This window comes from Salinibacterium sp. G-O1, from assembly GCF_030063305.1.
Taxonomy (GTDB): Bacteria; Actinomycetota; Actinomycetes; order Actinomycetales; family Microbacteriaceae; genus Rhodoglobus.
The window spans coordinates 599,262-621,524 of the sequence record NZ_JASISV010000002.1 but is presented as its reverse complement, the minus strand read 5'-3'; the positions used below and the strand labels follow the sequence as shown (position 1 = coordinate 621,524).

General features: G+C 63.3%; 21 protein-coding genes. 18 read left to right on the top strand and 3 right to left on the bottom strand.

Annotated features, from left to right (window positions below; all coding sequences use genetic code 11):
- The first annotated feature begins 16 nt into the window (after nucleotides 1-16).
- The 3 genes from lepA (at nucleotide 17) to hemW (ending at nucleotide 4,982) form a co-directional block, all read left to right on the top strand.
- Nucleotides 17-1,870, top strand: coding sequence for a translation elongation factor 4 (gene lepA / locus QMG83_RS09395; RefSeq protein WP_283505104.1), 1,854 nt, complete (start codon nucleotides 17-19; stop codon nucleotides 1,868-1,870).
- Between the two features lie 76 nt (nucleotides 1,871-1,946).
- Nucleotides 1,947-3,698 (top strand): acyl-CoA dehydrogenase, encoded by a 1,752-nt coding sequence (locus tag QMG83_RS09390; protein WP_283505103.1) that lies wholly within the window; start codon nucleotides 1,947-1,949, stop codon nucleotides 3,696-3,698.
- Nucleotides 3,699-3,755: 57 nt separating this feature from the next.
- Nucleotides 3,756-4,982, top strand: a complete 1,227-nt coding sequence (gene hemW, locus QMG83_RS09385) for a radical SAM family heme chaperone HemW (RefSeq protein ID WP_283505102.1) — start codon at nucleotides 3,756-3,758, stop codon at nucleotides 4,980-4,982.
- 18 nt (nucleotides 4,983-5,000) lie between these two features.
- Here the strand turns inward: hemW and QMG83_RS09380 are convergent, their stop codons facing one another.
- Complete coding sequence (locus tag QMG83_RS09380) at nucleotides 5,001-5,372, bottom strand: DUF4870 domain-containing protein (RefSeq protein ID WP_283505101.1); 372 nt, start codon at nucleotides 5,370-5,372, stop codon at nucleotides 5,001-5,003.
- A gap of 65 nt (nucleotides 5,373-5,437) precedes the next feature.
- Nucleotides 5,438-5,797, bottom strand: coding sequence for a DUF4870 domain-containing protein (locus QMG83_RS09375; protein ID WP_283505100.1), 360 nt, complete (start codon nucleotides 5,795-5,797; stop codon nucleotides 5,438-5,440).
- A gap of 214 nt (nucleotides 5,798-6,011) precedes the next feature.
- Here QMG83_RS09375 and hrcA point away from each other — a divergent pair, with 214 nt between their 5' ends.
- From hrcA to QMG83_RS09325, 10 genes are all read left to right on the top strand, one after another.
- A complete protein-coding gene (gene hrcA / locus QMG83_RS09370) occupies nucleotides 6,012-7,034 on the top strand; it encodes a heat-inducible transcriptional repressor HrcA (RefSeq protein ID WP_283505099.1) in 1,023 nt (340 codons plus the stop codon).
- 17 nt (nucleotides 7,035-7,051) lie between these two features.
- Complete coding sequence (gene dnaJ, locus QMG83_RS09365; protein WP_283505098.1) at nucleotides 7,052-8,155, top strand: molecular chaperone DnaJ; 1,104 nt, start codon at nucleotides 7,052-7,054, stop codon at nucleotides 8,153-8,155.
- A gap of 2 nt (nucleotides 8,156-8,157) precedes the next feature.
- Nucleotides 8,158-8,886 (top strand): 16S rRNA (uracil(1498)-N(3))-methyltransferase, encoded by a 729-nt coding sequence (locus tag QMG83_RS09360; protein WP_283505097.1) that lies wholly within the window; start codon nucleotides 8,158-8,160, stop codon nucleotides 8,884-8,886.
- Nucleotides 8,887-8,921: 35 nt separating this feature from the next.
- Nucleotides 8,922-9,272 (top strand): histidine triad nucleotide-binding protein, encoded by a 351-nt coding sequence (locus tag QMG83_RS09355; RefSeq protein ID WP_283505096.1) that lies wholly within the window; start codon nucleotides 8,922-8,924, stop codon nucleotides 9,270-9,272.
- Nucleotides 9,262-10,314 (top strand): PhoH family protein, encoded by a 1,053-nt coding sequence (locus tag QMG83_RS09350; RefSeq protein WP_502949020.1) that lies wholly within the window; start codon nucleotides 9,262-9,264, stop codon nucleotides 10,312-10,314. Before QMG83_RS09355 ends, QMG83_RS09350 begins: the two co-directional genes overlap by 11 nt.
- The gene (ybeY, locus tag QMG83_RS09345) at nucleotides 10,311-10,772 is read left to right on the top strand and encodes an rRNA maturation RNase YbeY (RefSeq protein WP_283505095.1); all 462 of its coding nucleotides are present in this window, start codon (nucleotides 10,311-10,313) and stop codon (nucleotides 10,770-10,772) included. The genes QMG83_RS09350 and ybeY overlap by 4 nt, the downstream gene beginning before the upstream one ends.
- 6 nt (nucleotides 10,773-10,778) lie before the next feature.
- Entirely contained in the window at nucleotides 10,779-12,077 is a 1,299-nt protein-coding gene (locus QMG83_RS09340; protein ID WP_283505094.1) for a hemolysin family protein, read from the top strand.
- A 2-nt stretch (nucleotides 12,078-12,079) separates the two neighbouring features.
- Nucleotides 12,080-12,985 carry a GTPase Era gene (gene era / locus QMG83_RS09335; RefSeq protein WP_283505093.1) on the top strand — a complete coding sequence of 302 codons (906 nt, stop codon included), beginning with the start codon at nucleotides 12,080-12,082 and terminating at the stop codon, nucleotides 12,983-12,985.
- Nucleotides 12,986-13,146: 161 nt separating this feature from the next.
- The gene (locus QMG83_RS09330) at nucleotides 13,147-14,277 is read left to right on the top strand and encodes a hypothetical protein (protein ID WP_283505092.1); all 1,131 of its coding nucleotides are present in this window, start codon (nucleotides 13,147-13,149) and stop codon (nucleotides 14,275-14,277) included.
- 169 nt (nucleotides 14,278-14,446) lie between these two features.
- Nucleotides 14,447-15,571 carry a hypothetical protein gene (locus tag QMG83_RS09325; RefSeq protein ID WP_283505091.1) on the top strand — a complete coding sequence of 375 codons (1,125 nt, stop codon included), beginning with the start codon at nucleotides 14,447-14,449 and terminating at the stop codon, nucleotides 15,569-15,571.
- A 12-nt stretch (nucleotides 15,572-15,583) separates the two neighbouring features.
- On the opposite strand, the gene QMG83_RS09320 is transcribed toward QMG83_RS09325, so the two are convergent.
- A complete protein-coding gene (locus QMG83_RS09320) occupies nucleotides 15,584-16,198 on the bottom strand; it encodes a hypothetical protein (protein ID WP_283505090.1) in 615 nt (204 codons plus the stop codon).
- Nucleotides 16,199-16,401: 203 nt separating this feature from the next.
- On the opposite strand from QMG83_RS09320, the gene leuA reads away from it, so the two are divergent.
- From leuA to QMG83_RS09295, 5 genes are all read left to right on the top strand, one after another.
- Complete coding sequence (gene leuA / locus QMG83_RS09315) at nucleotides 16,402-18,162, top strand: 2-isopropylmalate synthase (protein ID WP_283505089.1); 1,761 nt, start codon at nucleotides 16,402-16,404, stop codon at nucleotides 18,160-18,162.
- Between the two features lie 216 nt (nucleotides 18,163-18,378).
- The gene (locus tag QMG83_RS09310; protein WP_283505088.1) at nucleotides 18,379-19,536 is read left to right on the top strand and encodes a glycosyltransferase; all 1,158 of its coding nucleotides are present in this window, start codon (nucleotides 18,379-18,381) and stop codon (nucleotides 19,534-19,536) included.
- A gap of 86 nt (nucleotides 19,537-19,622) precedes the next feature.
- Entirely contained in the window at nucleotides 19,623-20,288 is a 666-nt protein-coding gene (locus QMG83_RS15425; protein WP_349357735.1) for an acyltransferase, read from the top strand.
- Nucleotides 20,285-21,400, top strand: coding sequence for a glycosyltransferase family 4 protein (locus tag QMG83_RS15420; RefSeq protein WP_349357733.1), 1,116 nt, complete (start codon nucleotides 20,285-20,287; stop codon nucleotides 21,398-21,400). The genes QMG83_RS15425 and QMG83_RS15420 overlap by 4 nt, the downstream gene beginning before the upstream one ends.
- The gene (locus QMG83_RS09295) at nucleotides 21,393-22,262 is read left to right on the top strand and encodes a glycosyltransferase family 2 protein (protein ID WP_349357731.1); all 870 of its coding nucleotides are present in this window, start codon (nucleotides 21,393-21,395) and stop codon (nucleotides 22,260-22,262) included. Before QMG83_RS15420 ends, QMG83_RS09295 begins: the two co-directional genes overlap by 8 nt.
- Nucleotide 22,263 lies beyond the last annotated feature (1 nt).

The following is a 22,263-nucleotide window of genomic DNA, read 5'->3' as shown; positions in this document are numbered from 1 at the left end:
CCACGAGAGGTATGCGTTGAGTCCCAAAGCCACCACGGTGTTGCAGCCGGCTTCCACCGACCCCGCGTTCATCCGCAACTTCTGCATCATCGCGCACATCGACCACGGCAAATCGACACTCGCCGACCGCATGCTTGGCATCACCGGCGTCGTCTCCGACCGCGACATGCGCGCCCAGTACCTCGACCGCATGGACATCGAGCGCGAACGCGGCATCACGATCAAGAGCCAGGCCGTGCGTATGCCGTGGGCCCTCGACGGCAAGCCGTACGCGCTCAACATGATCGACACTCCCGGCCACGTCGACTTCACCTACGAGGTTTCGCGCAGCCTTGCCGCCTGCGAGGGTGCAATCCTGCTGGTGGATGCCGCCCAGGGCATCGAGGCGCAGACTCTCGCCAACCTGTACCTGGCTCTCGACAACGACCTCACGATCATCCCGGTGCTGAACAAGATCGACCTCCCGGCGGCCGACCCTGACAAGTACGCGAAGGAACTCGCCAGCCTCATCGGCGGAAAGCCGGAAGACGTGCTGCGTGTCAGCGGCAAGACCGGCATGGGCGTCGAAGAACTCCTCGACCGGGTGGTTGAGCTGATCCCGCCGCCCCAGGGCGACCCGAACGCTCCGAGCCGAGCCATGATTTTCGACTCCGTCTACGACTCGTACCGCGGCGTGATCACCTACGTGCGCATGATCGACGGAACCCTCAGCCCGCGCGAGCGCATCCAGATGATGTCGACCCGTGCCGTGCACGAACTTCTCGAAATCGGCGTCTCGAGCCCGGAACCGACACCGACCAAGGGGCTCGGTGTTGGCGAGGTCGGCTACTTGATCACCGGTGTGAAAGACGTGCGCCAGTCGAAGGTCGGCGATACTGTCACCAACGCTCAGCGTCCGTCCACCACGGCGCTCGCGGGGTACACAGACCCGAAGCCCATGGTGTTCTCGGGCCTGTACCCGATCGACGGCAGCGACTACCCGGTGCTGCGCGAGGCTCTCGACAAGCTGAAACTGTCGGATGCTTCGCTCAACTACGAGCCGGAGACCTCCGTAGCTCTCGGTTTCGGTTTCCGCTGCGGGTTCCTCGGGTTGCTCCACCTTGAGATCGTCACCGAGCGGCTCGAGCGCGAGTTCGGGCTCGACCTCATCTCAACGGCCCCGAGCGTGACCTACGAGGTGATGACCGAAGACAAGAAGCACTTCACCGTCACCAACCCCAGCGAGTTCCCGTCCGGCACGAAGATCGCGCACGTCAGCGAGCCGATGGTGCGCGCCGCCATCCTCGCTCCGAAGGACTACGTCGGCACCATCATGGAGCTGTGCCAGTCCCGCCGCGGAACCCTCATCGGCATGGACTACCTCGGTGAAGACCGCGTCGAGATCAAGTACACGATCCCGCTCGGCGAGATCGTCTTCGACTTCTTCGACCAGTTGAAGAGCAAGACGGCCGGCTACGCAAGTCTCGACTATGAGCCCAGCGGCGAAGCGGAAGCCGACCTCGTGAAGGTCGACATCCTCCTGCAGGGCGAGGCCGTCGACGCATTCAGCGCCATCGTGCATCGCGAGAAGGCCTACGCTTACGGCGTGCTCATGACGGAGCGTCTCAAGAAGCTCATTCCGCGCCAGCAGTTCGAGGTGCCCATCCAGGCGGCTATCGGCGCCCGCATCATCGCGCGTGAGTCGATCAGCGCCATCCGAAAAGATGTTCTCGCCAAGTGCTACGGCGGTGACATCACCCGCAAGCGCAAGCTCCTCGAGAAGCAGAAAGAGGGCAAGAAGCGCATGAAGATGGTCGGACGCGTGGAGGTGCCTCAGGAGGCGTTCGTTGCGGCGCTCACCGGTGATGTCGAGAAGAAGGACAAGAAATAGGGCGTAAGCACGCCAACCTTTGGCCTGTTGCTCTAATCCTTACCTCACGCGGGCGTCCGCGGATACGCTGACGAAGGTGAGCGACTACCGACCCCCAGTGTCCGATCTTTCCTTCGTCCTCGAGCACGTTGTCGACTATCAGTCGATCGCAGCGCTGCCGGGCTTTGAACACGCAGACCTCGAAACCGTCACAGACCTGCTGGATGAGTGCGGTGATTTCATCGCGAAGATCATCGCCCCCACCAACCGTGCCGGCGACACCGTAGGGGCCGTGCGCAATGCCGATGGCACGGTCACGTTGCCGCCCGGTTTTGTGGCGGCCTATCGCAAGTACGTTGCATCCGGGTGGGGTTCCATCCCTTTCCCCGAGGAGTTCGGTGGCGGGGGATTCCCGCACGCGGTCGGTGTCGCCATCCAGGAGATGATGCAGTCGGCCAACCTCGCGTTCTCGCTCGGCCCGCTGCTCACGCAGGGCGCGATCGACGCCCTGCTTCACTACGGCAGTGACGAGCAAAAGCGCCGGTACCTGCCGAAGATGATCACCGGCGAGTGGACGGGCACCATGAACCTCACCGAGCCGCAGGCGGGCTCTGACGTTGGCGCTCTCACCACGCGGGCGGTGGCCAACGACGACGGTTCGTACGCGATCACCGGCCAGAAGATCTTCATCACCTTCGGCGAGCACGACGCGGCCGAGCAGATTGTGCACCTTGTGCTGGCTCGAACACCGGGCGCTCCCGCCGGCACCCGCGGCATCTCCTGCTTCATCGTTCCCAAGTTCATCGTGAACGATGACGAGTCGCTGGGGGAGCGCAACACCGTCTCGGCGCTCTCCATCGAGCACAAGCTCGGCATCCACGGTTCGCCCACCTGCGTGATGTCGTACGAGAACGCGACCGGCTACCTCATCGGCGAGGAGAACCTCGGCATGCGCATCATGTTCGTGATGATGAACGTCGCGCGCCTTTCGGTGGGAACCCAGGGGCTCGCCATCGCCGAGCGGGCCTACCAGCAGTCGCTTGACTACGCGAAGGAACGCACCCAGAGCGGTTCCGCGATCATCGACTTCCCGGATGTTCGGCGCATGCTCCTGACCCAGAAGGCGTCGATCGCTGCCCTGCGCAGGATCATGCTGCTGAACGCGGTCACCATGGATAAGAGCACCAACGAACCCGACGCGGATGCCAGGGCCAGGGCGGCCGAGATCGTCGGCCTGCTCACACCGATCTGCAAATCGTTCGGCACCGACCTCGGCAACGAGCTCAGCTCTCTCGCGCTGCAAATCCACGGCGGCATGGGCTTCATCGAGGAGACCGGTGCCGCCCAGCACGTTCGCGATGTCCGGATCGCGGCGATCTACGAGGGCACGAATGGTATCCAGGCCGCCGATCTCGTGGTCCGGAAGCTGGGGGTGCGCGGCGGTGCATCGGTGACAGAATTCCTCGCGACCATGGGTGAGATCATCCCGGAGCTGACCGAGGCTGGCGAGGATTTCGCGACCATCGCCTCGCACCTGACGACCCACCTCGCCGAGCTGTCTGAGGTGACCGAGTGGATGCTCGCCACGGCTCCGTCAGACATGGATGCGGCCCTGGCCGGCTCCAGCCCATATCTGCGGATGTGGGGTCTGTGCGTCGGTGGCTGGCTGATGGCCCGCTCCGCGATCGCCGCAGCAGGCACGGATGACGCCGACCTGGCCGAGACCCAGCTCGTGCTCGCGAGGTTCTACGCCGAGCAGATTCTGCCGCAGGCCACCGGCCTGCGTGGCGCCGCGACGGCCGGAAGCAGTGACCTGTTCGCCCTCGGGGGCGAGCAGCTCGCGTCGTGACGCAACCCCGGCTCGAACAGACCTGCGAGAATTGAGGGATGACACGGAACAGACGGCGTGCCTAGCGCCCTGCCGATAGCCGATCCAGCACCAGCGGACGGGTTGTTGCCGTCGACCGTGGTCGCCGGCGCGTCATCGAGGAACTTCGGCGTTTATCTTCACGTGCCGTTCTGTCGGGTGCGGTGCGGATACTGCGATTTCAACACGTACACGAGTGATGAGCTTCGGGGTGCGAAGCGCAGTGACTTCGCGAGCCAGGCGATCACCGAGATCGCACTCGCGCATTCTGTGATGCGCGAGTCGTCGCTGCCAGCCCGGGCCGCCTCCACGGTGTTTTTCGGGGGAGGTACTCCCACCATCCTCCCGGTGACCGACCTCGCCGACATGCTCGGTGCGGTCGTCGATGCCTGGGGTCTCGCCGATGGCGCAGAGGTCACCACTGAGGCGAATCCAGACTCCGTTGACCGCGACTACCTCTTCGCCCTTCGTGAGGCGGGTTTCACCAGGGTGTCGTTCGGGATGCAGTCAGCGGTTCCGCACGTTCTCGCGACCCTCGAGCGCACCCACGATCCTGCCCGCATCCCACTCGTCGTGCAGTGGGCGCGGGAGGCTGGGCTGCAGGTGAGCCTCGACCTAATTTACGGAACCCCCGGTGAGAGCCTCGAAGACTGGGAAGCGTCGGTCTCGCAGGCCCTCGCGCAGCATCCCGATCACATCTCCGCCTACGCCCTCATCATCGAGGAGGGCACGAAACTTGCGGGCCAGATTCGTCGCGGCCAGGTCGCGATGCCCGACGACGACGTGCAGGCAGACATGTACGAGTTGGCCGAGAAGAGATTTTCTGCTGCCGGATACCAGTGGTACGAGGTGTCGAACTGGGCGAGGGATGACGCGTTCCGGTCCGCTCACAACCTCGGCTATTGGGTGGGGCACGACTGGTGGGGCGTCGGCCCTGGCGCGCACAGCCACGTTGGCGGGGTTCGCTGGTGGAACGTCAAGCACCCTGCCGCCTATGCCGACCGAATTTCTGCCGGGGTCTCACCGGCCGCCGGGCGGGAGACCCTCGACGACGAGACGAGAAGGGTCGAAGCGGTTCTGCTGCAGACCCGCGTTCGTGAGGGACTCCCGGTCACTCGGCTGGCGGCATCCGGGCGCACCGCCGTCGCCGGCCTCATCGCCGACGAGCTGGTGGATGCCCGCGCAGCATTCGCCGGGCGCGTGGAACTGACCATGCGCGGCCGGCTGATGGCCGACGCCGTCGTGCGACGCCTGCTCGACGAGTGACGGTTCGGCGCGAATGCGCTAGTTGACGAACTTAATCGCGAGCGGGTACTGGTACGCCTGACCATTGTTGGCGGCGATGGCGGCCATGATGCCGAACACGATCGAGAGCACCCAGGCGGCGAGCAGGATGAGCAGGCCGATGCCGATCCACGAGGTGATGGTTCCGGCGACGTACGCGATCATGAGCGTGATCTGGAAGTTCAACGCTGTTGCAGAATGTGCCCGGATGAAGGGGCCGCGGTCTTTGAGCACGATGTAGCCGATCAGCGCAGGCAGGAACGACATGATGATCCCGCCAACGTGGATGAGTGTTGCCCAAAGCTTCTCGTCGCTGGGGCTCAACGGCTGAACTGTCGCGTACGGGCTGGTGGGAGGCGTGGATTCTGACATGGCTCCATTAAAGCAGTCAGGCCCGCGAGCGGTGCTCGCGGGCCTGACTGAGGTAAATCGGTGGACTACTTGATGAGACGCAGGGCGAACGGGTAGCGGTACGCGATGCCGTCCTTTGCCTTGAGGAATCCCATGATCGAGAAGATCACGGAGATGATTGCCGCTGCGAGCGAGATCAGTGGGCCGATGACGATGACCGTCAGGATCGAGCCGATGATGTACACGATGCCGACGGTGATCTGGAAGTTCAGAGCCTCTTTAGCCTCGGTGTTGGTGAACGCGCCGCGGTCCTTGAAGACGAGCCAGATGATGAGGGATGGAAGGAAGCCGACGATGCCGCCGAGATGAGCGAACGATGCCCACTGGCGGTCTTCGGTCTCGGTGAGCGGTGCTGACGGGGCTGCCTGCGGAGTTGGATCGGTCATGGTGGTCTGCCTTTCGAAGGGTGACTTTGGCTGATTGCCTCGGTCGGTGCGGGTGAGGAACTAGGGCGTCGGTTCGGCGTGCCGCCTTAGTATCGGGCACACGCAACAAGGTATCGCCTCCCGTGCAGCACGTGCAACGGTTGCGACGCGGCGTGTCACGATACAATTGGCAGTCCACACGATTGAGTGCCAGCAGCGAGAGGCGGGTGACGGCATGGTTTCGGATCGCGGACTCGAAGTTCTGCGCGTCATCGTGCAGGACTACGTCGCATCCCGCGAGCCGGTCGGCTCAAAATCGATTGTCGAACGCCACTCTTTCGGTGTGTCTGCAGCCACGATTCGCAACGACATGGCCCTCCTCGAAGACGAGGAGCTCATCACCGCGCCGCACACGTCTTCCGGCCGGGTGCCCACCGACAAGGGCTACCGCGTTTTCGTCGACCAGCTCAGCGACGTGCGGCCGCTCACGCCGGCCCAGCGCGGGGCTATCGAGGCATTCCTCGGCCAGTCCGTCGACCTCGACGACGTTCTCGCACGCACAGTTCGGCTCCTGTCGCAGCTCACCAGCCAGGTGGCGCTCGTGCAGTACCCCTCTTTGTCGACGGCGCGCGTGCGTCACGTCGAACTTGTGCCGCTCACGGACACGCGCCTGATGACGGTGTTCATCACCGACTCGGGTCGGGTCGAGCAGCGAGTGCTCGACATTGCCACCCCCATCGACGAGATTCTCATCGGCGAGCTGCGCGCGAAACTGAACTCCTCGCTCGGTGGGCTTGGGCTGGCGGATGCCGCGACAAAACTGACCACGTTTGTGGAGAGTTTCGCGCCAGAACGTCACCACATGGTGAAGCAGATCGTGGCGAGCCTGTCTGAGCAGGTTCTCGCCAACAAGCAGGACCGGCTGCTGATGGCCGGCACGGCAAACCTTGCTCGCACCGAGGAAGATTTCAGCGGCAGCATCTATCCCGTGCTCGAAGCCATCGAAGAGCAGGTGACGCTGCTCAAGCTTTTCGGCGAGATGGAAATCGAGCCCGGTGGGGTGCTGGCGCGCATCGGTCGCGAGAATGCGGGATACGGCCTGGGCGAGACATCCGTTGTGAGCAGCGGATATTCCTCGTCTGGGGGAAGTGTGGCGCGACTCGGGGTGTTAGGCCCTACGCGCATGGACTATTCGAACAACATGGCCGCGGTGCGAGCAGTAGCTCGCTATCTCTCGCGGCTGCTCGGCACGGAATAACTGAGGAACATCAACTTTTGGCAGACCACTACGAGGTACTCGGCGTTGACCGCAGTGCCACTCCTGAAGAAATCAAGAAGGCTTACCGCCGCCTGGCGCGCGAGCTGCACCCCGACGTGAACCCGAGCGCTGACGCCTCGGAGCGGTTCAAGTCGGTAACCCACGCCTACGACGTGTTGAGTGACCCGCAGCAACGCCAGCAATACGACATCGGCCCGCAGGCCGGGTTCGGCGGCGGCGCCAACTTCGGCTTCGGCGACATCTTCGAAACCTTCTTCGGCGGTGGTGGCGGCCGCACGACCGGTCCGCGCTCGCGCAGGGAACGCGGACAGGATGCGCTCGTGCGCGTCGAAATCGACCTCGACGAGGTGATCTTCGGCACCAAGCGTGACCTCGAGGTGAACACGGCAGTGCTGTGCGAAACCTGCCACGGCTCGTGCACAGCGCCGGGCACCTCGCCCATCACGTGCGACATCTGCCACGGCTCGGGCCAGATCCAGCGCACCATGCGCAGCCTGCTTGGCAACGTGCTCACATCTAACCCCTGTGGCACGTGCCGCGGCTACGGCACCATCATCGTCAACCCGTGCGCCACCTGCGCGGGCCAGGGTCGCGTTCGGGCATCCCGCACCATCCCCGTCGACATCCCGGCCGGCGTCGAGACCGGTCTGCGCCTCCAGATGCCCGAGCAGGGCGAGGTCGGACCCGCTGGCGGACCGAATGGCGACCTGTTCCTCGAGATCAAGGTGCGACACCACGAAACCTTCAGCCGAAACGGCGACGACCTGCTGGCGACGATCGAGGTGGCGATGACGGATGCCATCCTCGGCACGCGCACCACGGTGAAGGGGCTCGACGGCGACATCTCCATCGAGATCAAGCCCGGTGTCCAGAGCGCAGAGGTCATCACCATCCGCGACCGGGGAATCACGCACCTGCGTGGCGCCGGTCGTGGTGACCTGAAGATCGGCGTGCAGGTCATGACGCCCACCAAGCTCAACCACAAGGAGCAGGAGCTCATCAAGCAGCTGGCGGGCGCCCGCAAGGCCACGCCACCGCACTTCGCGCACTTCCAGCAGGGACTGTTCACGAAGCTGCGCGATCGGTTTCTGAACCTGTAACCGTGGCCCACTTCTACATCGACGAGACTCTGGAGTCTGCTGCCATCGGCGACAGGATCGCCATTGTGGGCTCCGAGGCTCGTCATGCCGTCACGGTGTCGCGCCTGGCGGTGGGGGAGACCATCGCCATCGGTAATGGTGCGGGGCTCGTGGCGACCGGTGTCATCGTGACCGCGGAGCACACCGAGCTTGCCATCGAGGTTGCGACAGTCGAGATTGAGGAGCGTCGCACGCCGGCGGTCTTCCTCGCCCAGGCGCTGGCCAAGGGCGACCGCGACGAGCTCGCGGTCCAGGCGGCCACCGAGCTGGGGATCGATGGTGTGATCCCGTGGACGGCAGCGCGCAGCATCTCCCGCTGGGAGGGCGCGAAGGTTGCCAAGGGTCGTGACCGCTGGATGGCCGTCGTGCGCGAGGCATCCAAGCAGTCTCTTCGATCGTGGATTCCCGATGTGCTCGATTTGGTTACCACCCGCCAGTTGGTGAAGTTGGCCGAGGGCGCCCGGATTCTCGTGCTCGAGCCGACCGCAGAAGCGACGCTGAGCGAGCTCGAGGTCGACGACCGCGACCTCATCCTGGTCGTCGGACCGGAGGGCGGAATCGCCTCCCACGAGCTCGACGCGCTGGCCGCGGCCGGAGCCTCTGTGGTGCGCCTCGGTTCCGAGGTGCTGCGCACATCCACCGCCGGCCCCGCGGCCCTCGCAGTGCTGAATGCGAAGCTGGGACGCTGGTAGGCACGCCGCCGCCCGAAGCGCCTTAAGCTGTAATCATGTCGAATTCGCCGAGCATCTTCTCCCGCATCGTTGCGCGCGAAATCCCGGCAGACATCGTCTTCGAAAGCGACACGATCATCGCGTTCCGCGACATCGCCCCGAAGGCACCGGTGCACGTGCTCGTGGTTCCCAAGACCGAGCAGTACAGCAACGTCACGGAGCTTGCCGCCGGCGACCCCGCGCTGCTCGCCGAACTCGTCGCCACCGCACAACAGCTTGCCGACGAACAGTGCGGCGGCCAGTTTCGTCTGATCTTCAACACCGGCGAAAATGCCGGACAAACCGTCTTCCACGTGCATGCTCACGTACTCGGCGGAACCCTCACGGAAGGCTCCCTTGGTTTCTAGCGACAAATCCACCGCACGCGACCGTGCCGACGCCGGTCAGCTCGAGAACCGGGTCGACCTGGAGGTGGATGGCGTGGCCATGGTGAGGCTGCTCGGTCCGCAGGATCGCCTGCTGCACACCATCGAGAAGCAGTACCCGCTCGTCGAGGTGCTCGTCAGGGGCAACAAGATCACCCTCAGCGGCGACGCAGACCAGGTGCATGCGGCACGAGTGCTCGTAGACGAGCTCGTGCACTTGGTTCGGGATGGCGTTGACCTCGGCCCCGTCGAGGTGAGATCGTCGGCGCGCATCCTCGAATCGAAGTCGGGCAGCCCGGCAGAGCTGCTCAGCCAGGCGATCCTGACCTCGCGCGGCAAGAGTGTGCGCCCCAAGACTCTGGGCCAGAAGGAATACGTCGACGCGATCGACGACAACACGATCGTCTTCGGAATCGGACCGGCCGGAACGGGCAAGACCTACCTGGCGATGGCGAAGGCGGTGCAGGCCCTGCAGCGCAAAGAGGTGGAGCGCATCATCCTGAGCCGTCCCGCCATCGAGGCGGGGGAGCGGCTCGGCTTCCTGCCGGGCTCGCTCACCGACAAGATCGACCCTTATCTTCGCCCGCTCTATGACGCGCTCAACGAGATGATGGATCCCGAGCTCGTGCCCAAGCTGCTCGCAGCGGGAACCGTCGAGGTCGCCCCGCTCGCTTATATGCGTGGACGCACGCTCAACAATGCCTTCGTCGTGCTCGACGAGGCGCAGAACACCACCCCCGAGCAGATGAAGATGTTCCTCACCCGACTTGGTTTCGGCTCGAAGATGGTCGTCACGGGCGACATCACGCAGGTGGACCTACCCGCGGGAGCGTCGGGGCTGCAGCTGGTGACATCCATTCTCGATGACGTCGACGACATCCACTTCGCGAGGCTGACCAGCGCCGACGTTGTTCGGCACAGCCTCGTCGGGCAGATCGTCGACGCTTACACGCAATATGACGCCGAACAGCAGCTCGAGAAATTCGAGCGGGATGGCCGGCGCAACAGGAAGGCCACCCCGTGAGCATCGAGATCAACAACGAGTCGGGGGTCGCCGTCGACGAGCAGGCCATTCAGCGCCTCTCGGTGTTCGCGCTCGACCAGATGCACGTGCATCCAGACGCGGAGCTCGCGATAGTTTTCGTCGACGAAGCGGCCATGGAGCAGCTTCACGTGCAGTGGATGGACGAGCCGGGCCCCACCGACGTGCTGAGCTTCCCGATGGATGAACTGCGGCCGGGCAGCGAAGACGCGCTCACCCCCGCCGGCCTGCTGGGAGACATTGTGGTGTGCCCGCAGGTGGCGATCGAGCAAGCCGAAACTGCTGGTCACAGCCCCATCGAAGAGATGCTGCTGCTCACCACCCACGGCATCCTGCACCTACTCGGGTTCGACCACGCCGAGCCCGACGAAGAGAAGGAGATGTTCGGCCTTCAGCGCGACATCCTCGTCGGCTTCGCCCTCGCTGAACAACGAAAGTAGCCACGAATGCTGATCGGGATCTTCATCAGCGTCGCGGTTGTCCTGGTCGTCTTCGGCGGACTGCTCGCGGCGGCAGACGCAGCGCTCGGCGTCCTCAGCCGCAGCGACCTGTCAGATCTGGCGGCGCAGAGCCGCTCGGGTCCGTCGCTGCTCGCCATCGCCCGCGACCCCGGCACCCACATCAACGCGCTCAACTTCATGAGGATTGTCACCGAGACCACGGCCGCTGTGCTCGTCACGCTCGCGTTCGCGTACTCGATCGAGGAATGGTGGATCACGCTGCTGCTGGCGGCGCTGATCATGACCGGAGCGTCATTCGTGCTGGTGGGCTCGAGCCCCCGCAGCGTGGGTCGAGCCAACGCGAGGCCGATCATGAAGTTTTCGGCCCCGATAGTGCACGCCATCCGCGTGGTGCTCGGCCCGGTCGCGGCCGCGCTCGTCGCGCTGGGCAACAAGGTCACGCCCGGTCGGCCACCCAGCGCCACCTTCTCCAGCGAAGAACAGCTGCTGAGCATGGTGGACGAGGCGACTGAGCTCGAGGTGCTCGAGGAGGACGACCGCGAGCTCATCCACTCGATCTTCGAATTCAACGACACCGTCGTGCGCGAGGTGATGCTGCCGCGAACCGACATGATCACCATCGATGATGATGCGACGATGGGCGCCGCCATGGGGCTGTTCCTGAGCAAGGGTGTCTCTCGCATGCCGGTCATCGGCGGCGACATCGACCAGGTGCTGGGCATCATCTACCTGCGCGACGTCTCTCGGGTGGTTTACGAGCAGACGCTGGATGCCGAGACCCTGACCGCAGCGGAGCTGGCACGCCCAGCACTCTTCGTGCCCGAATCGCAGAAGGCCGACAGCCTGCTGCGCCAGATGCAGCTCGAATCCAACCACCTGGCGATGGTCGTCGATGAGTACGGCGGCATCGCGGGACTGGTGACGCTCGAAGACCTCATCGAAGAGCTCGTCGGCGACATCTCAGACGAGTACGACAACGACATCGCCGAGGTGGAAGACCTGGGCAACGGCCGATATCGCGTCAGCGCGAGGCTCGCCATCGACGAACTGGGCGACCTGTTCGGGCTCGAACTCGAAGACGACGAGGTCGACTCCGTGGGTGGGCTCATCACCAAGGTGCTCGGACGGCTTCCCACCGCCGGTTCAAGCGCAGAATACTCGGGGCTCGTGCTCACGGCCGACCGCACGGAGGGTCGCCGCAAGCGACTCAGCACGGTGCTGGTCGAGCGCGATGCGGCCCTTATCGACGCCGAAACGGCGTTCAACACTGAAAAGGCGGACTAACCGTGGCCCATTCTGATGAAGCACCATACCGAGCGGGATTCGTCTCGTTTGTCGGGCGACCCAACGTGGGAAAGTCGACTCTGACCAACGCGCTGGTGGGGGAGAAGGTGGCGATCACCTCCTCGAAGCCGCAAACCACGCGTCGTGCCATCCGGGGCATTGTGCATCACAGCAACGGCCAGCTCGTCATTGTTGACACCCCCGGCATGCACAGACCACGCACTCTGCTCGGTGAGCGACTGAACAGTATTGTGCAGGAAACGCTCGGCGAGGTTGACGTGATCGGGCTGTGCCTCCCCGCGAACGAGAAGATCGGTCCGGGCGATCGTTACATCAACGAGCAGCTCGACTCGTTCCCCAGGGCTAAGAAAGTGGCGATCGTCACCAAGATCGATGCGTCATCGCGCCCGGGCGTAGCCGAACAGCTGCAGGCCGTCAGCGCGCTGCGCGACTGGGATGCGATCATCCCGATCTCGTCGTTCGACAAGATTCAGCTCGACATTCTGGCGACCGAACTGGTCAAGCTCATGCCGACGTCAGAGGCCCTGTATCCGGAGGGCGCGGTCACCGACGAAACGACGGAATCGCGCATCAGCGAGCTCATTCGCGAGGCCGCTCTCGAGGGCGTCACTGACGAATTGCCGCACTCCATCGCGGTCACCATTGACGACATGATCGAGAGCGAGTCGAAAGACCTGCTCGAGATCTACGCCAACCTTTTTGTCGAACGTGACAGCCAAAAGGGCATCATCATCGGCCACCAGGGGCAGCGACTGCAGGAGGTGGGAGCTCGCGCTCGTACGCAGATCGAGAAACTGCTGGGTCGCCAGGTGTTCCTGTCGATGCGCGTGAAGGTCGCCAAAGAGTGGCAGCGTGACGCGAAGCAGCTGGGCCGCCTGGGATTCTAGCCCATGTAGGCAGGGCTTTCTGAGTGTTGGCGGTTAATCGTTGCTGAATTGTGACTTAAACCTGTGAGCGGGTTACGGTGGCCGCGTTAGAAAATGCGTGCCGTAGATTCTGTGGATGGATTTGTGATCGGTGCGTCACCGACTCACGAAAGCTCCTCTGAATGAACTTGTTGAACGAACGCGCCACCAGACTCGCAGCACGCAAGCAGGTCAAACGACGCAAGACGATGGGGGTTGCTGCGGCGATCACCGCCTTCGCTTTCCTTTCCGTCGGCGCAACGGCCGCCTGGGCGGGAAACGGCGACTACGGTAACGGTGGAAAGAACAAGTGGGGTTCGCGCGATTCGTCGGCCAGCCAGTCTGACTACCGCGGGCACCGGCACGACGGTCGCAGCGACCGAAAGCGTTCTGGCTCACGCGACCAGGCCTCGACGTCGACTCCCAACCCGACCGCGACGCCGAGTGCAACGCCGTCGGCAGTGCCTACCGCCACCCCGACGTCGATCCCGATAGAGCCGGTATCGCCCCCATCGGCATTGCCGGTGACTCCCGCTCCCGCTCCCGCTCCCGCTCCCGCCCCGGCTCCGGTCGAGCCCGTGAGCACGAGCTACCCGCTGCACACCAACGTTGTGGCGACGTCGTTCTGGGTCGGCGAGATCTTTGACGCCTCACTGCCGGACGGCAGCCAGATGTTCTCCACGTATGACGCCAAGTGGTTCGCCAACTACGGCGGCTGCGACGGCGTCGCATCGTCGGGGAAGTGCAGCACCGAGAAGCGAACCGCGGCTAACGGTTACTTCCCCACTTCGATGACCCCGAAGCAGAACCCGTTCTACCTCGACCTGCCGTTCGATGACCTCAACGACAAGGCCGGCTTTGCGCAGCGCTGCACGACTATTCCGTGGGCACTGGCAGACAACGCCGCCTCGGGAGTCAACCACTGTGGCGACCAGAACTACTCGTACATGAAGAACAGCTGGGTGCAGCTCACCGGTCCGAACGGGGCTACCTGCTACGGCCAGGTGCAGGATGCTGGCCCATCCAGCGGATCGCTCTACCACGACGCTAACTACGTCTTCGGAAAGAACGATGCTCGTCCGGAGAACAAGAAGTTCAGTGGCGACTCCTCACAGGGCGCCGGCATGGATGTCTCACCGGCCCTGAACGGATGCCTCGGCTTCGCTTCCCTCGACGGCGACAGCGACCACGTCGACTGGCGCTTCATCGACGAGGCCGATGTGCCCGCCGGACCGTGGCTGAAGACCGTAACCACGAGCCAGGTGACCAACTAACGTCAGCTGCTTCCACGAGGGTGGAATCCCGGCATCCAGAAGCTAATTCGCTCCTGCGCTAGGGATTCCACCCTTCTTGGGTTATATTCATCGCGTTGGAACATGGCGTGTCGCAGATCTCGTGGGGGGATTTGAGATCGAGGCGTCGCAGCTTTGGGGGATTTCCACGATGAATCAGCATCTTGAACGCGCGTCTGTCCTGTCGACGCGCACGCAGGTGAACCGGCGCGCCGGCCTCGCGGTTGCAGCCGCCATCGCCGTGGTCGCGCTCGTAACTATTGGAACGTCGGCGGCCTGGGCCGGCGCTGGCGACGCCACCTCCGCTCCTCGTGGTTACGCCGAGCACAAGCACAGCGACGTCCCACTTAGCGTGCCCAGCACGGCTGAGCCTGCACTGGCCGAGGTCGCCCTTCAGGACCAGCCGCCAGCGTCGACCGCAGCGCCCGCGCCCACGAACGCGCCAACCCTCGCGCCCAGCCCCGAGCCAACCCCGGTTGCGGCCCCAACCTTGACCCCGATGGCCGCTCCCGTCGCTGTTGTCACGGCTCCGACGCTCGTGCACGTCCCGGCTCCGATCGCGTTTGTGGCGCCGATCCCGGTGGTGGCGAAGTACCCGCTGCACACCAACATCGTGTCGACCACTTTCTGGGTGGGCGAGATTTTCGATGCCTCCCTGCCCGATGGCAGCCAGATGTTCTCCACCTACGACGCCAAGTGGTTCGCCAACTATGGCGGCTGCGATGGTGTCGCCTCGTCGGGCACGTGCCGCACCGAGACGCGCCGGGCATCCAACGGGTTCTTCCCGACGAGCATCACCCCGAAGCAGAATCCCTTCTACCTCGACCTGCCGTTCGATGACCTCAACGACAAGATAGGTTTCGCGCAGCGCTGCACGACTATTCCGTGGGCCGCGGCAGACAACGCGGCATCCGGAATCAACCGCTGCAACGATAAGAACCATTCGTACATGAAGAACGCCTGGGTGGAGATCAAGGGGCCCAATGGCGCAACCTGCTACGGCCAGGTGCAGGATGCTGGCCCCTCGAGCGGCACGCTGTACCACGACGCCAACTACGTGTTCGGCACGACCGACGCCCGCCCCGAGAACAAGAAGTTCAGCGGTGACAAGACGCAGGGCGCGGGCATGGATGTGTCGCCGGCGCTGAATGGATGCCTCGGCTTCGCGTCACTCGACGGCGACAGCGACAAGGTCAGCTGGCGTTTCGTCGACCGGGCCGACGTGCCTGCAGGGCCGTGGCTGACGGTCGTGACCACGAGCCAGGTGAAGAACTAGCTCGCCGCGGCTCTACCCGTCGAGGGGCTTCAGGGCTGAGCGCACCGCCACGACGTCGGGGCCGTAGGTGGTGTCGGCCCAGGCCTGCACGGAGCCGTCGTCGTACACCACCCACACGAACAGGTAGCCGTTGTCTGGCCAGCTCGAGAGCACCTCGACGGGAGCGGCGTCGAAGATCCCGTCCTGAATGGTGAGCAGCTGCTGTTCGCTCGATGAGCCTGCGTTGGCCTCGTCGAGGAGTGGATCGACCTCGGCCACCGTGTCATACAGGGCGAGCATGATCGCGCTGTCGACGCTGAGCACGTTGCCGTCCCAGTTTCCGAAGACCGCATAGGTGCCCCACGTCACGTTGCTCGCCGTCTCGGACCCCTCATACGCGGCCCAGTCCCAGCCGCTGAGCTCGGGGCCGGAGCACTGGGGCGGGTACGACTCGGCCACGCCACCCAGGCAGAACTCGGGGGCGGCATCGCCGACCTGGATGACGGTGCCCTGTCCGACGACATCGATGGGGCCGGCAGGGCTTGGTCCGCCGTCGGCGGGGGAGGGCGATAGGGTCGCGCAGGCGCTCAGGCCGAGGGCGGCCGCGAGCATGAGTGGCAGCAGTGCGCGGGCGGTTCGAGGAGACATGGTTCCATGGTGGCCTGCTGCCGCGGCATCCACCACCCAACGTTCCCGACGTCTCGAACGTCGGCTCGGGTGCCGTGTTATTCTGAACGCGTGCTTACCGGTCTGCTCCTTCTTAGCTGCCGCGACGAGTCCTAACTTCAGGCCTCACTCGTCGCGGAGTCCGTCATTGGCTGACCACATCTGAGACGAAAGAGTAAGAGACCATGAAGAACACCCAGTCGGCTTCTGCAATGCCGATTCACAAGTACCGCCCGTACCACGAGACGTTCGCGGTCGACCTGCCCGACCGCACCTGGCCGACGAAGCACATTACCGTGGCACCGCGCTGGTGCGCCGTCGACCTGCGCGATGGCAACCAGGCCCTCATCGACCCGATGAGCCCCGAGCGCAAGCGCATCATGTTCGACCTGCTGGTGAAGATGGGCTACAAAGACATCGAGGTGGGGTTCCCGTCGGCTTCGCAGACCGACTTCGACTTCGTGCGGTCGCTCATCGAGGGCGACCTGATCCCGGATGACGTGCGCATCCAGGTGCTGACGCAGGCCCGCGGCGAGCTGATCAACCGCACCTACGAGTCGCTGGTCGGCGCGAAGCAGGCGATCGTGCACCTCTACAACTCGACCAGCGTGCTGCAGCGCGATGTGGTGTTCCGCACCGACAAGCAGGGCATCATCGACATCGCCCTGAACGGCGCACGCCTCTGCCGGGAGGCCGAGAGCATTGCCGAGGGCACCGAGATCTTCTACGAGTACTCGCCAGAAAGCTTCACCGGCACCGAACTCGATTTCGCCCTGCAGGTCTGCAACGAGGTGCTCGAGGTGCTCGAGCCGACCCCGGACCGCAAGGTCATCATCAACCTGCCGTCCACCGTCGAGATGGCCTCGCCCAACATCTACGCAGACTCCATCGAGTGGATGTCGCGCAACCTCAACCACCGCGAGAACGTGCTGATCTCGCTGCATCCGCACAACGACCGCGGCACCGCCGTGGCGGCGGCCGAGCTGGGCTACATGGCTGGCGCGGATCGCATCGAGGGGTGCCTCTTCGGCAACGGTGAGCGCACCGGAAACGTCGACCTGGTGGCGCTCGGCATCAACATGTTCACCCAGGGTGTCGACCCGCAGATCGACTTCAGCGACCTCGATGAGGTGAAGCGCACCGCCGAGTACTGCAACCAGCTGCCCGTTCCGGAGCGCAGCCCATGGGCGGGCGACCTCGTGTACACCGCGTTCAGCGGTTCGCATCAGGATGCGATCAAGAAGGGCTTCGAGGCGATGGAGGCCGACGCGAAAGCGAAGGGCGTCGACGTCAACGAGCTGATCTGGGCCGTTCCGTACCTGCCGATCGACCCGAAAGACCTGGGACGCGGCTACGAGGCCGTCGTGCGGGTCAACTCGCAGAGCGGCAAGGGTGGTGTCGCGTACCTGTTGAAGGCCGACCACGCGCTCGACCTGCCGCGCAAGCTGCAGATCGAGTTCAGCGGTGTCGTGCAGGCCAAGACCGACGCGGAGGGTGGCGAGGTAACCAGCGACCAGATCTGGGAGATCTTCCACGACGAGTACCTGCCAGCCCACAACACCGACCACAAGTGGGGCCGGTTCGAGCTGCACTCCACGGCGACGGCCAGCGATCTCGCTGGCTCCACCCGGCTCGACATCACGCTGCGCATCGGCGAGACTGCTGCGCCGGCCACCGGCACCGGCAACGGTCCGATCGCCGCGTTCCTCAGCATCATGGCCGAGCAGGGCATTGACGTGAAGCTGTACGACTACGTCGAGCACGCGATGAGTGCGGGTGGGGATGCCCTCGCCGCCGCCTACGTGGAGCTGAACGTCAACGGCAAGCGTCTTTGGGGTGTGGGCATCGACGCCGACATCTCCACCGCATCGCTGAAGGCTGTGGTGTCTGCGGTCAACCGCGCGGTGCGTGCCGAGACCGGCGATCGCGAGCTCGTCGACGCGTAAGCGCGGTGCCGGTTGGGCGAGCGGCCGGGTTGCCGCGACGCTCAGTTGGGCCCTCGGGTTCGATGTTCATGAGTGTTCGTCCATATAGTCGAAGCTGCACTAAGGAGCAGCCGACATGACGGTATTCGAAACCGCCTTCCCTGCAGCCACGGCGGCTGCCCCTCGCGAACGACCCAGGTTCGCGTCAATCGCTGTCGCGACCGCGTGTGGTCAGAAGTGAAAGTCTCCAGCCCGGATACCCGCAAGCCCTCGGTGGCGATTATCGGTACCAGGGGATACCCGAGCTATTACGGTGGTTTTGAAACGGCGGTGCGTCGATTGGCGCCGCACCTCGTCGACGCTGGCTGGGATGTCACGGTGTACGGCCGCCCTGGGTCAACACGCGTCGATGACCCGACGCGCGATTCACGAGTCACGACCCGCGTCACTCGTGGTTTCGAGACCAAGTCGCTAAGCACGCTTTCCTACGGGTTCACATCAACGCTTGATGCCGCCCGTCGCAAACCTGACGTGGCGCTGATCATGAATGTTGCAAACGGGTTCTGGATCCCGTTCCTGCGTATGCGCGGAATACCCACGCTGGTAAATGTGGACGGCATCGAATGGGATCGCGCCAAATGGGGTCGTCTGGCGAAAGCGGTGTTCTTCCGCGGTGCAAAGGCGACAGCGAGATTCGCAACCCAACTCGTCTTCGACGCCGAAGCCATTGGCGCGCGCTGGCGGCGTGACTTCGGCCGTGATGGTGTTTTCATTCCGTACGGCGGAGACCCTCAGCCCGAACTGCCGATCGAGCCTGGGCTGGTGCATCGCGGGTACATCCTTGTTGTTGCGCGATTCGTCCCCGAGAATACGATTCCCGAGTTTTTCGAGGCATGCAAAGACTTGGCTCAACGGCATGACATCGTGATTGTGGGCTCCAGCGGCTATGGCGGAGAATTGGATGAAGCAGCCGCCAAGCTTGCGGCCGACTACCCACGAGTCAAATGGCTCGGCCACGTCAGCGATGACAAGCGGCTCTTTTCTCTTTGGCAACACGCTGGTGTCTACTTCCACGGGCACAGTGTGGGAGGTACTAACCCAGCGTTGGTGCAAGCTATGGCGCTGGGGGCTCCGATCGTGGCGCGCGATACGGTGTACAACACCGAGGTGCTTGGTGAGAGCGGAATCATTGCCGCGGTGAAAAGAAAATCAATCATCGACGCTTTGAACCACATACTGTCAGATGGTGTGGAGCAAGCGAGATATTCTGAACTCGCAAAAGCTCGCGCAGCAGATATCTATTCATGGGGCTCGGTCTTGGCGGGCTATGAAAATTCGCTCGCGACGTTGTCCACAAGAGAAGTCAAGTCGAGACGAGTGCCAAGTGGCAGTTGACTACGACCCCGTGATCCGCTGCGGGAATCTGGTACTGCGGAGACTCCATGCGCCGGTTGCCGTAATTAGAGTCGGGAGGCATCGGGATGCGTTTTAAAGGAGTACGCGGAGGCAATGCGGTTCTCGCCTCCTCACGAATTTTTACTCGGACGGGTCTGATGTACCTGCGAGGAATCCTGTCGAGGCCGTGGTTCGGGCACTCAGGCGGGCCTCTATATCGTGGCCGGGGTGTCTCGTTGTACAACGCTCGTTTCATCTCATACAGCGGCCGGCTCGTACTTGAGGACTATGTCGAGTTGCAAGGTGTCTCTGAGAACGGGATCCAGTTTGGCGACAGCGTTTCGATCGGTCGCGGTGCAATGATCAGACCCAGCAGCTATTACGGGGGCGATGCAGGGCTCGGGATGCGTATCGGAAGTCGATCGAGCGTCGGCGCGGGTAGCTTCATCGGTTGCTCCGGTTGGATCGAGATCGGGGACGACGTGCTGGTCGGCCCAGGAGTACGCCTGTTTTCCGAGAACCACACAATAACCGACACGGTCAAATCGATAAAATCTCAAGGGGTGACGCGGGGAGCGCTCATTATCGAGGACGATTGTTGGATAGGTAGTGGTGCAACCATTCTTTCCAATGTGAGGGTGGGTCGCGGCTCGGTGATCGCTGCTGGGTGTGTCGTTACTAAGGACGTCCCGCCCTACAGCGTGGTAGCCGGCGTACCAGGTCGAGTAATCCGCTCCCGTGAGAGGTCATGATGCCGCCCGGTGATGGCCCTGCGGTGATTTTTGTTCACTCATCAAATGACATGTATGGTGCGGACCGTATGTTGCTACGTGTGTTAGGCGCACTGGGGCCCGTGATTGGCCCCCATACCGTGCTACTGCCTACCGATGTGCCCAACTCGCCCGACTCACTTGCCGCGGAACTCGACGCAACGTTGACAGACGTTGTCTTTATGGACTTGCCGATCTTGCGTCGCTCCTACTTGACTCCATTTGGTGCGATGAAGTTGGCGAAGCGTTCCATTGCGCTTTATCAGATGTTCCGGAAGGAAAGGCCGAGCGCTGTGTGGTGCGGGACCAGCGCCGCAGTTCTCGCAGCGGTTATAGCGCGGGTCGCCGGGGTTCGAACCGTCATCTTGCACAATCAAGAAATCTGGTCGGGGATGGAACGACATGTTCTCGGCGTGCTCTCAATGAGCGTCAGTCATGTCGTCTCGGTCTCGTCGGCAGCCGAGGGCTCCCTCCCTGGATGGCTCCGTAGGCGTTCGACAATCGTCACAAACGCTACCGCGGACGTTGCACGAGTCGCCCCGATTCCAATAGAGAAGCCGCTCTCCCTTTTGGTTGCAAGTCGTTGGAATTCTTGGAAAGGCCACCGCACGCTACTCCTGGCCTGGAAGGAGGCTAAAATTGAGGGTCGCCTTCTCGTAGCGGGTGGCCCACCTCCTGGCGGGAAAGGAATTGACGTGCCAGAGATGGCGCGCGAGCTGAACATTATCGACAGCATTGAAATCATTGGTGAGACCTCAGAATTGGGCGCGATCATTGACCGCTCGCACTACCTCATAGTGCCCTCCGATGAACCAGAGCCTTTCGGTTTGGTTGCGATAGAGGCGTTTGCTAGAGGCCGTCCGGTTGTGGGCAGCGAAGCAGGCGGGCTCGGTGGCATCATCGATCACCGCGTCAACGGATACAAGTATCCGAACAAGGATTATCGTGCACTGGCGGAAGTCCTCCGGTCATTGTCAATAGATGATGCGGTGGCCAAGAGCGCGGACGCGCGTGCGAAGTATCTCGCTACCTATTCGCCGAGCGCGTTCGAGTCAGTGATCTTAAAAGCATGGGGGAAGATAAACGGTGACTGAGGCAGCGCGTTTCGACGTAGTGATACCAGCGTTCAATTCAGAAACGACCGTGCGGACTGCAATAGCTAGCGCGTTTACAGCTGGAGCTGCGGTGGTTTACGTTATCGACGACGGCTCAAGCGACGAAACAGCTCAGCGTGCTAGGGAGGCCGGAGCAACAGTTCATTCCCAACCCAATCAGGGCGCTGCTGCCTCGCGTCGCGGAGGCATCGAACTCGTCACCGCGCCGTTCGTTGTCCTCCTCGATGCCGATGATCAGTTGGTCCGGAAAGGGGTCGAACGCTCGCTGCGTGAGCTGATGCGCGGATCAGAATTCTCAGGAGCGGCGGGAGCAGCTATAGGCTTCGTGGAAGGCCGGGCAGATGTCGCTATTCGGCCTGAGCGCGGCATCGCTTCAGCCGCGGACCTAGTTCGAAAAGGTTATTCGCCGGTCCCGCCCGCCTGTTTCGTGTGGAGGACAACAGGCTTGAAATTTGCGATGTCCACATACGGTGTGCCCCAGCTCAGTCCGAAGTATGCCGAAGACTTCGAGCTTGCAGTTCGAGCGAGCATGAGCGGAGGGCCGATTCTTGTTCACTCCGAGGTGAGCGCCCGCTACTCCCTTGCTGGCGGAAAGTCCACTGTCGCTCCCGATCGCAGCATTCGAGCGTCATCCGAAATTCGCTCTCACTATTCGAAGTTTCTAGATCTTGAGGTTGCCGAATGGTCGGAACGCAATATTCGTGCTCGTGTCCTCTTGCGTCAATCGAAGGAAGCACGGAGCCTGATCGGAAGAATTGTTTTGGTCTTCAGGAGCGCGACGTTGGACTCTCGTCTCGTCCTGGGGCCACTGGCGCGCCGTCTTCGTGATTCCCGCGCGTAGC

What these genes read in the sequence shown, in the direction of transcription:
- QMG83_RS09325 (WP_283505091.1), top strand. Translation starts at nt 14,447, where the DNA reads ATGAATCAGCATCTTGAACGCGCGTCTGTCCTGTCGACGCGCACGCAG.
- QMG83_RS09320 (WP_283505090.1), bottom strand. Translation starts at nt 16,198, where the DNA reads ATGTCTCCTCGAACCGCCCGCGCACTGCTGCCACTCATGCTCGCGGCC.
- QMG83_RS09355 (WP_283505096.1), top strand. Translation starts at nt 8,922, where the DNA reads ATGTCGAATTCGCCGAGCATCTTCTCCCGCATCGTTGCGCGCGAAATC.
- QMG83_RS09380 (WP_283505101.1), bottom strand. Translation starts at nt 5,372, where the DNA reads ATGTCAGAATCCACGCCTCCCACCAGCCCGTACGCGACAGTTCAGCCG.
- QMG83_RS09375 (WP_283505100.1), bottom strand. Translation starts at nt 5,797, where the DNA reads ATGACCGATCCAACTCCGCAGGCAGCCCCGTCAGCACCGCTCACCGAG.
- QMG83_RS15420 (WP_349357733.1), top strand. Translation starts at nt 20,285, where the DNA reads ATGATGCCGCCCGGTGATGGCCCTGCGGTGATTTTTGTTCACTCATCA.
- QMG83_RS09340 (WP_283505094.1), top strand. Translation starts at nt 10,779, where the DNA reads ATGCTGATCGGGATCTTCATCAGCGTCGCGGTTGTCCTGGTCGTCTTC.
- QMG83_RS09330 (WP_283505092.1), top strand. Translation starts at nt 13,147, where the DNA reads ATGAACTTGTTGAACGAACGCGCCACCAGACTCGCAGCACGCAAGCAG.
- hrcA (WP_283505099.1), top strand. Translation starts at nt 6,012, where the DNA reads ATGGTTTCGGATCGCGGACTCGAAGTTCTGCGCGTCATCGTGCAGGAC.
- leuA (WP_283505089.1), top strand. Translation starts at nt 16,402, where the DNA reads ATGAAGAACACCCAGTCGGCTTCTGCAATGCCGATTCACAAGTACCGC.
- QMG83_RS15425 (WP_349357735.1), top strand. Translation starts at nt 19,623, where the DNA reads ATGCGTTTTAAAGGAGTACGCGGAGGCAATGCGGTTCTCGCCTCCTCA.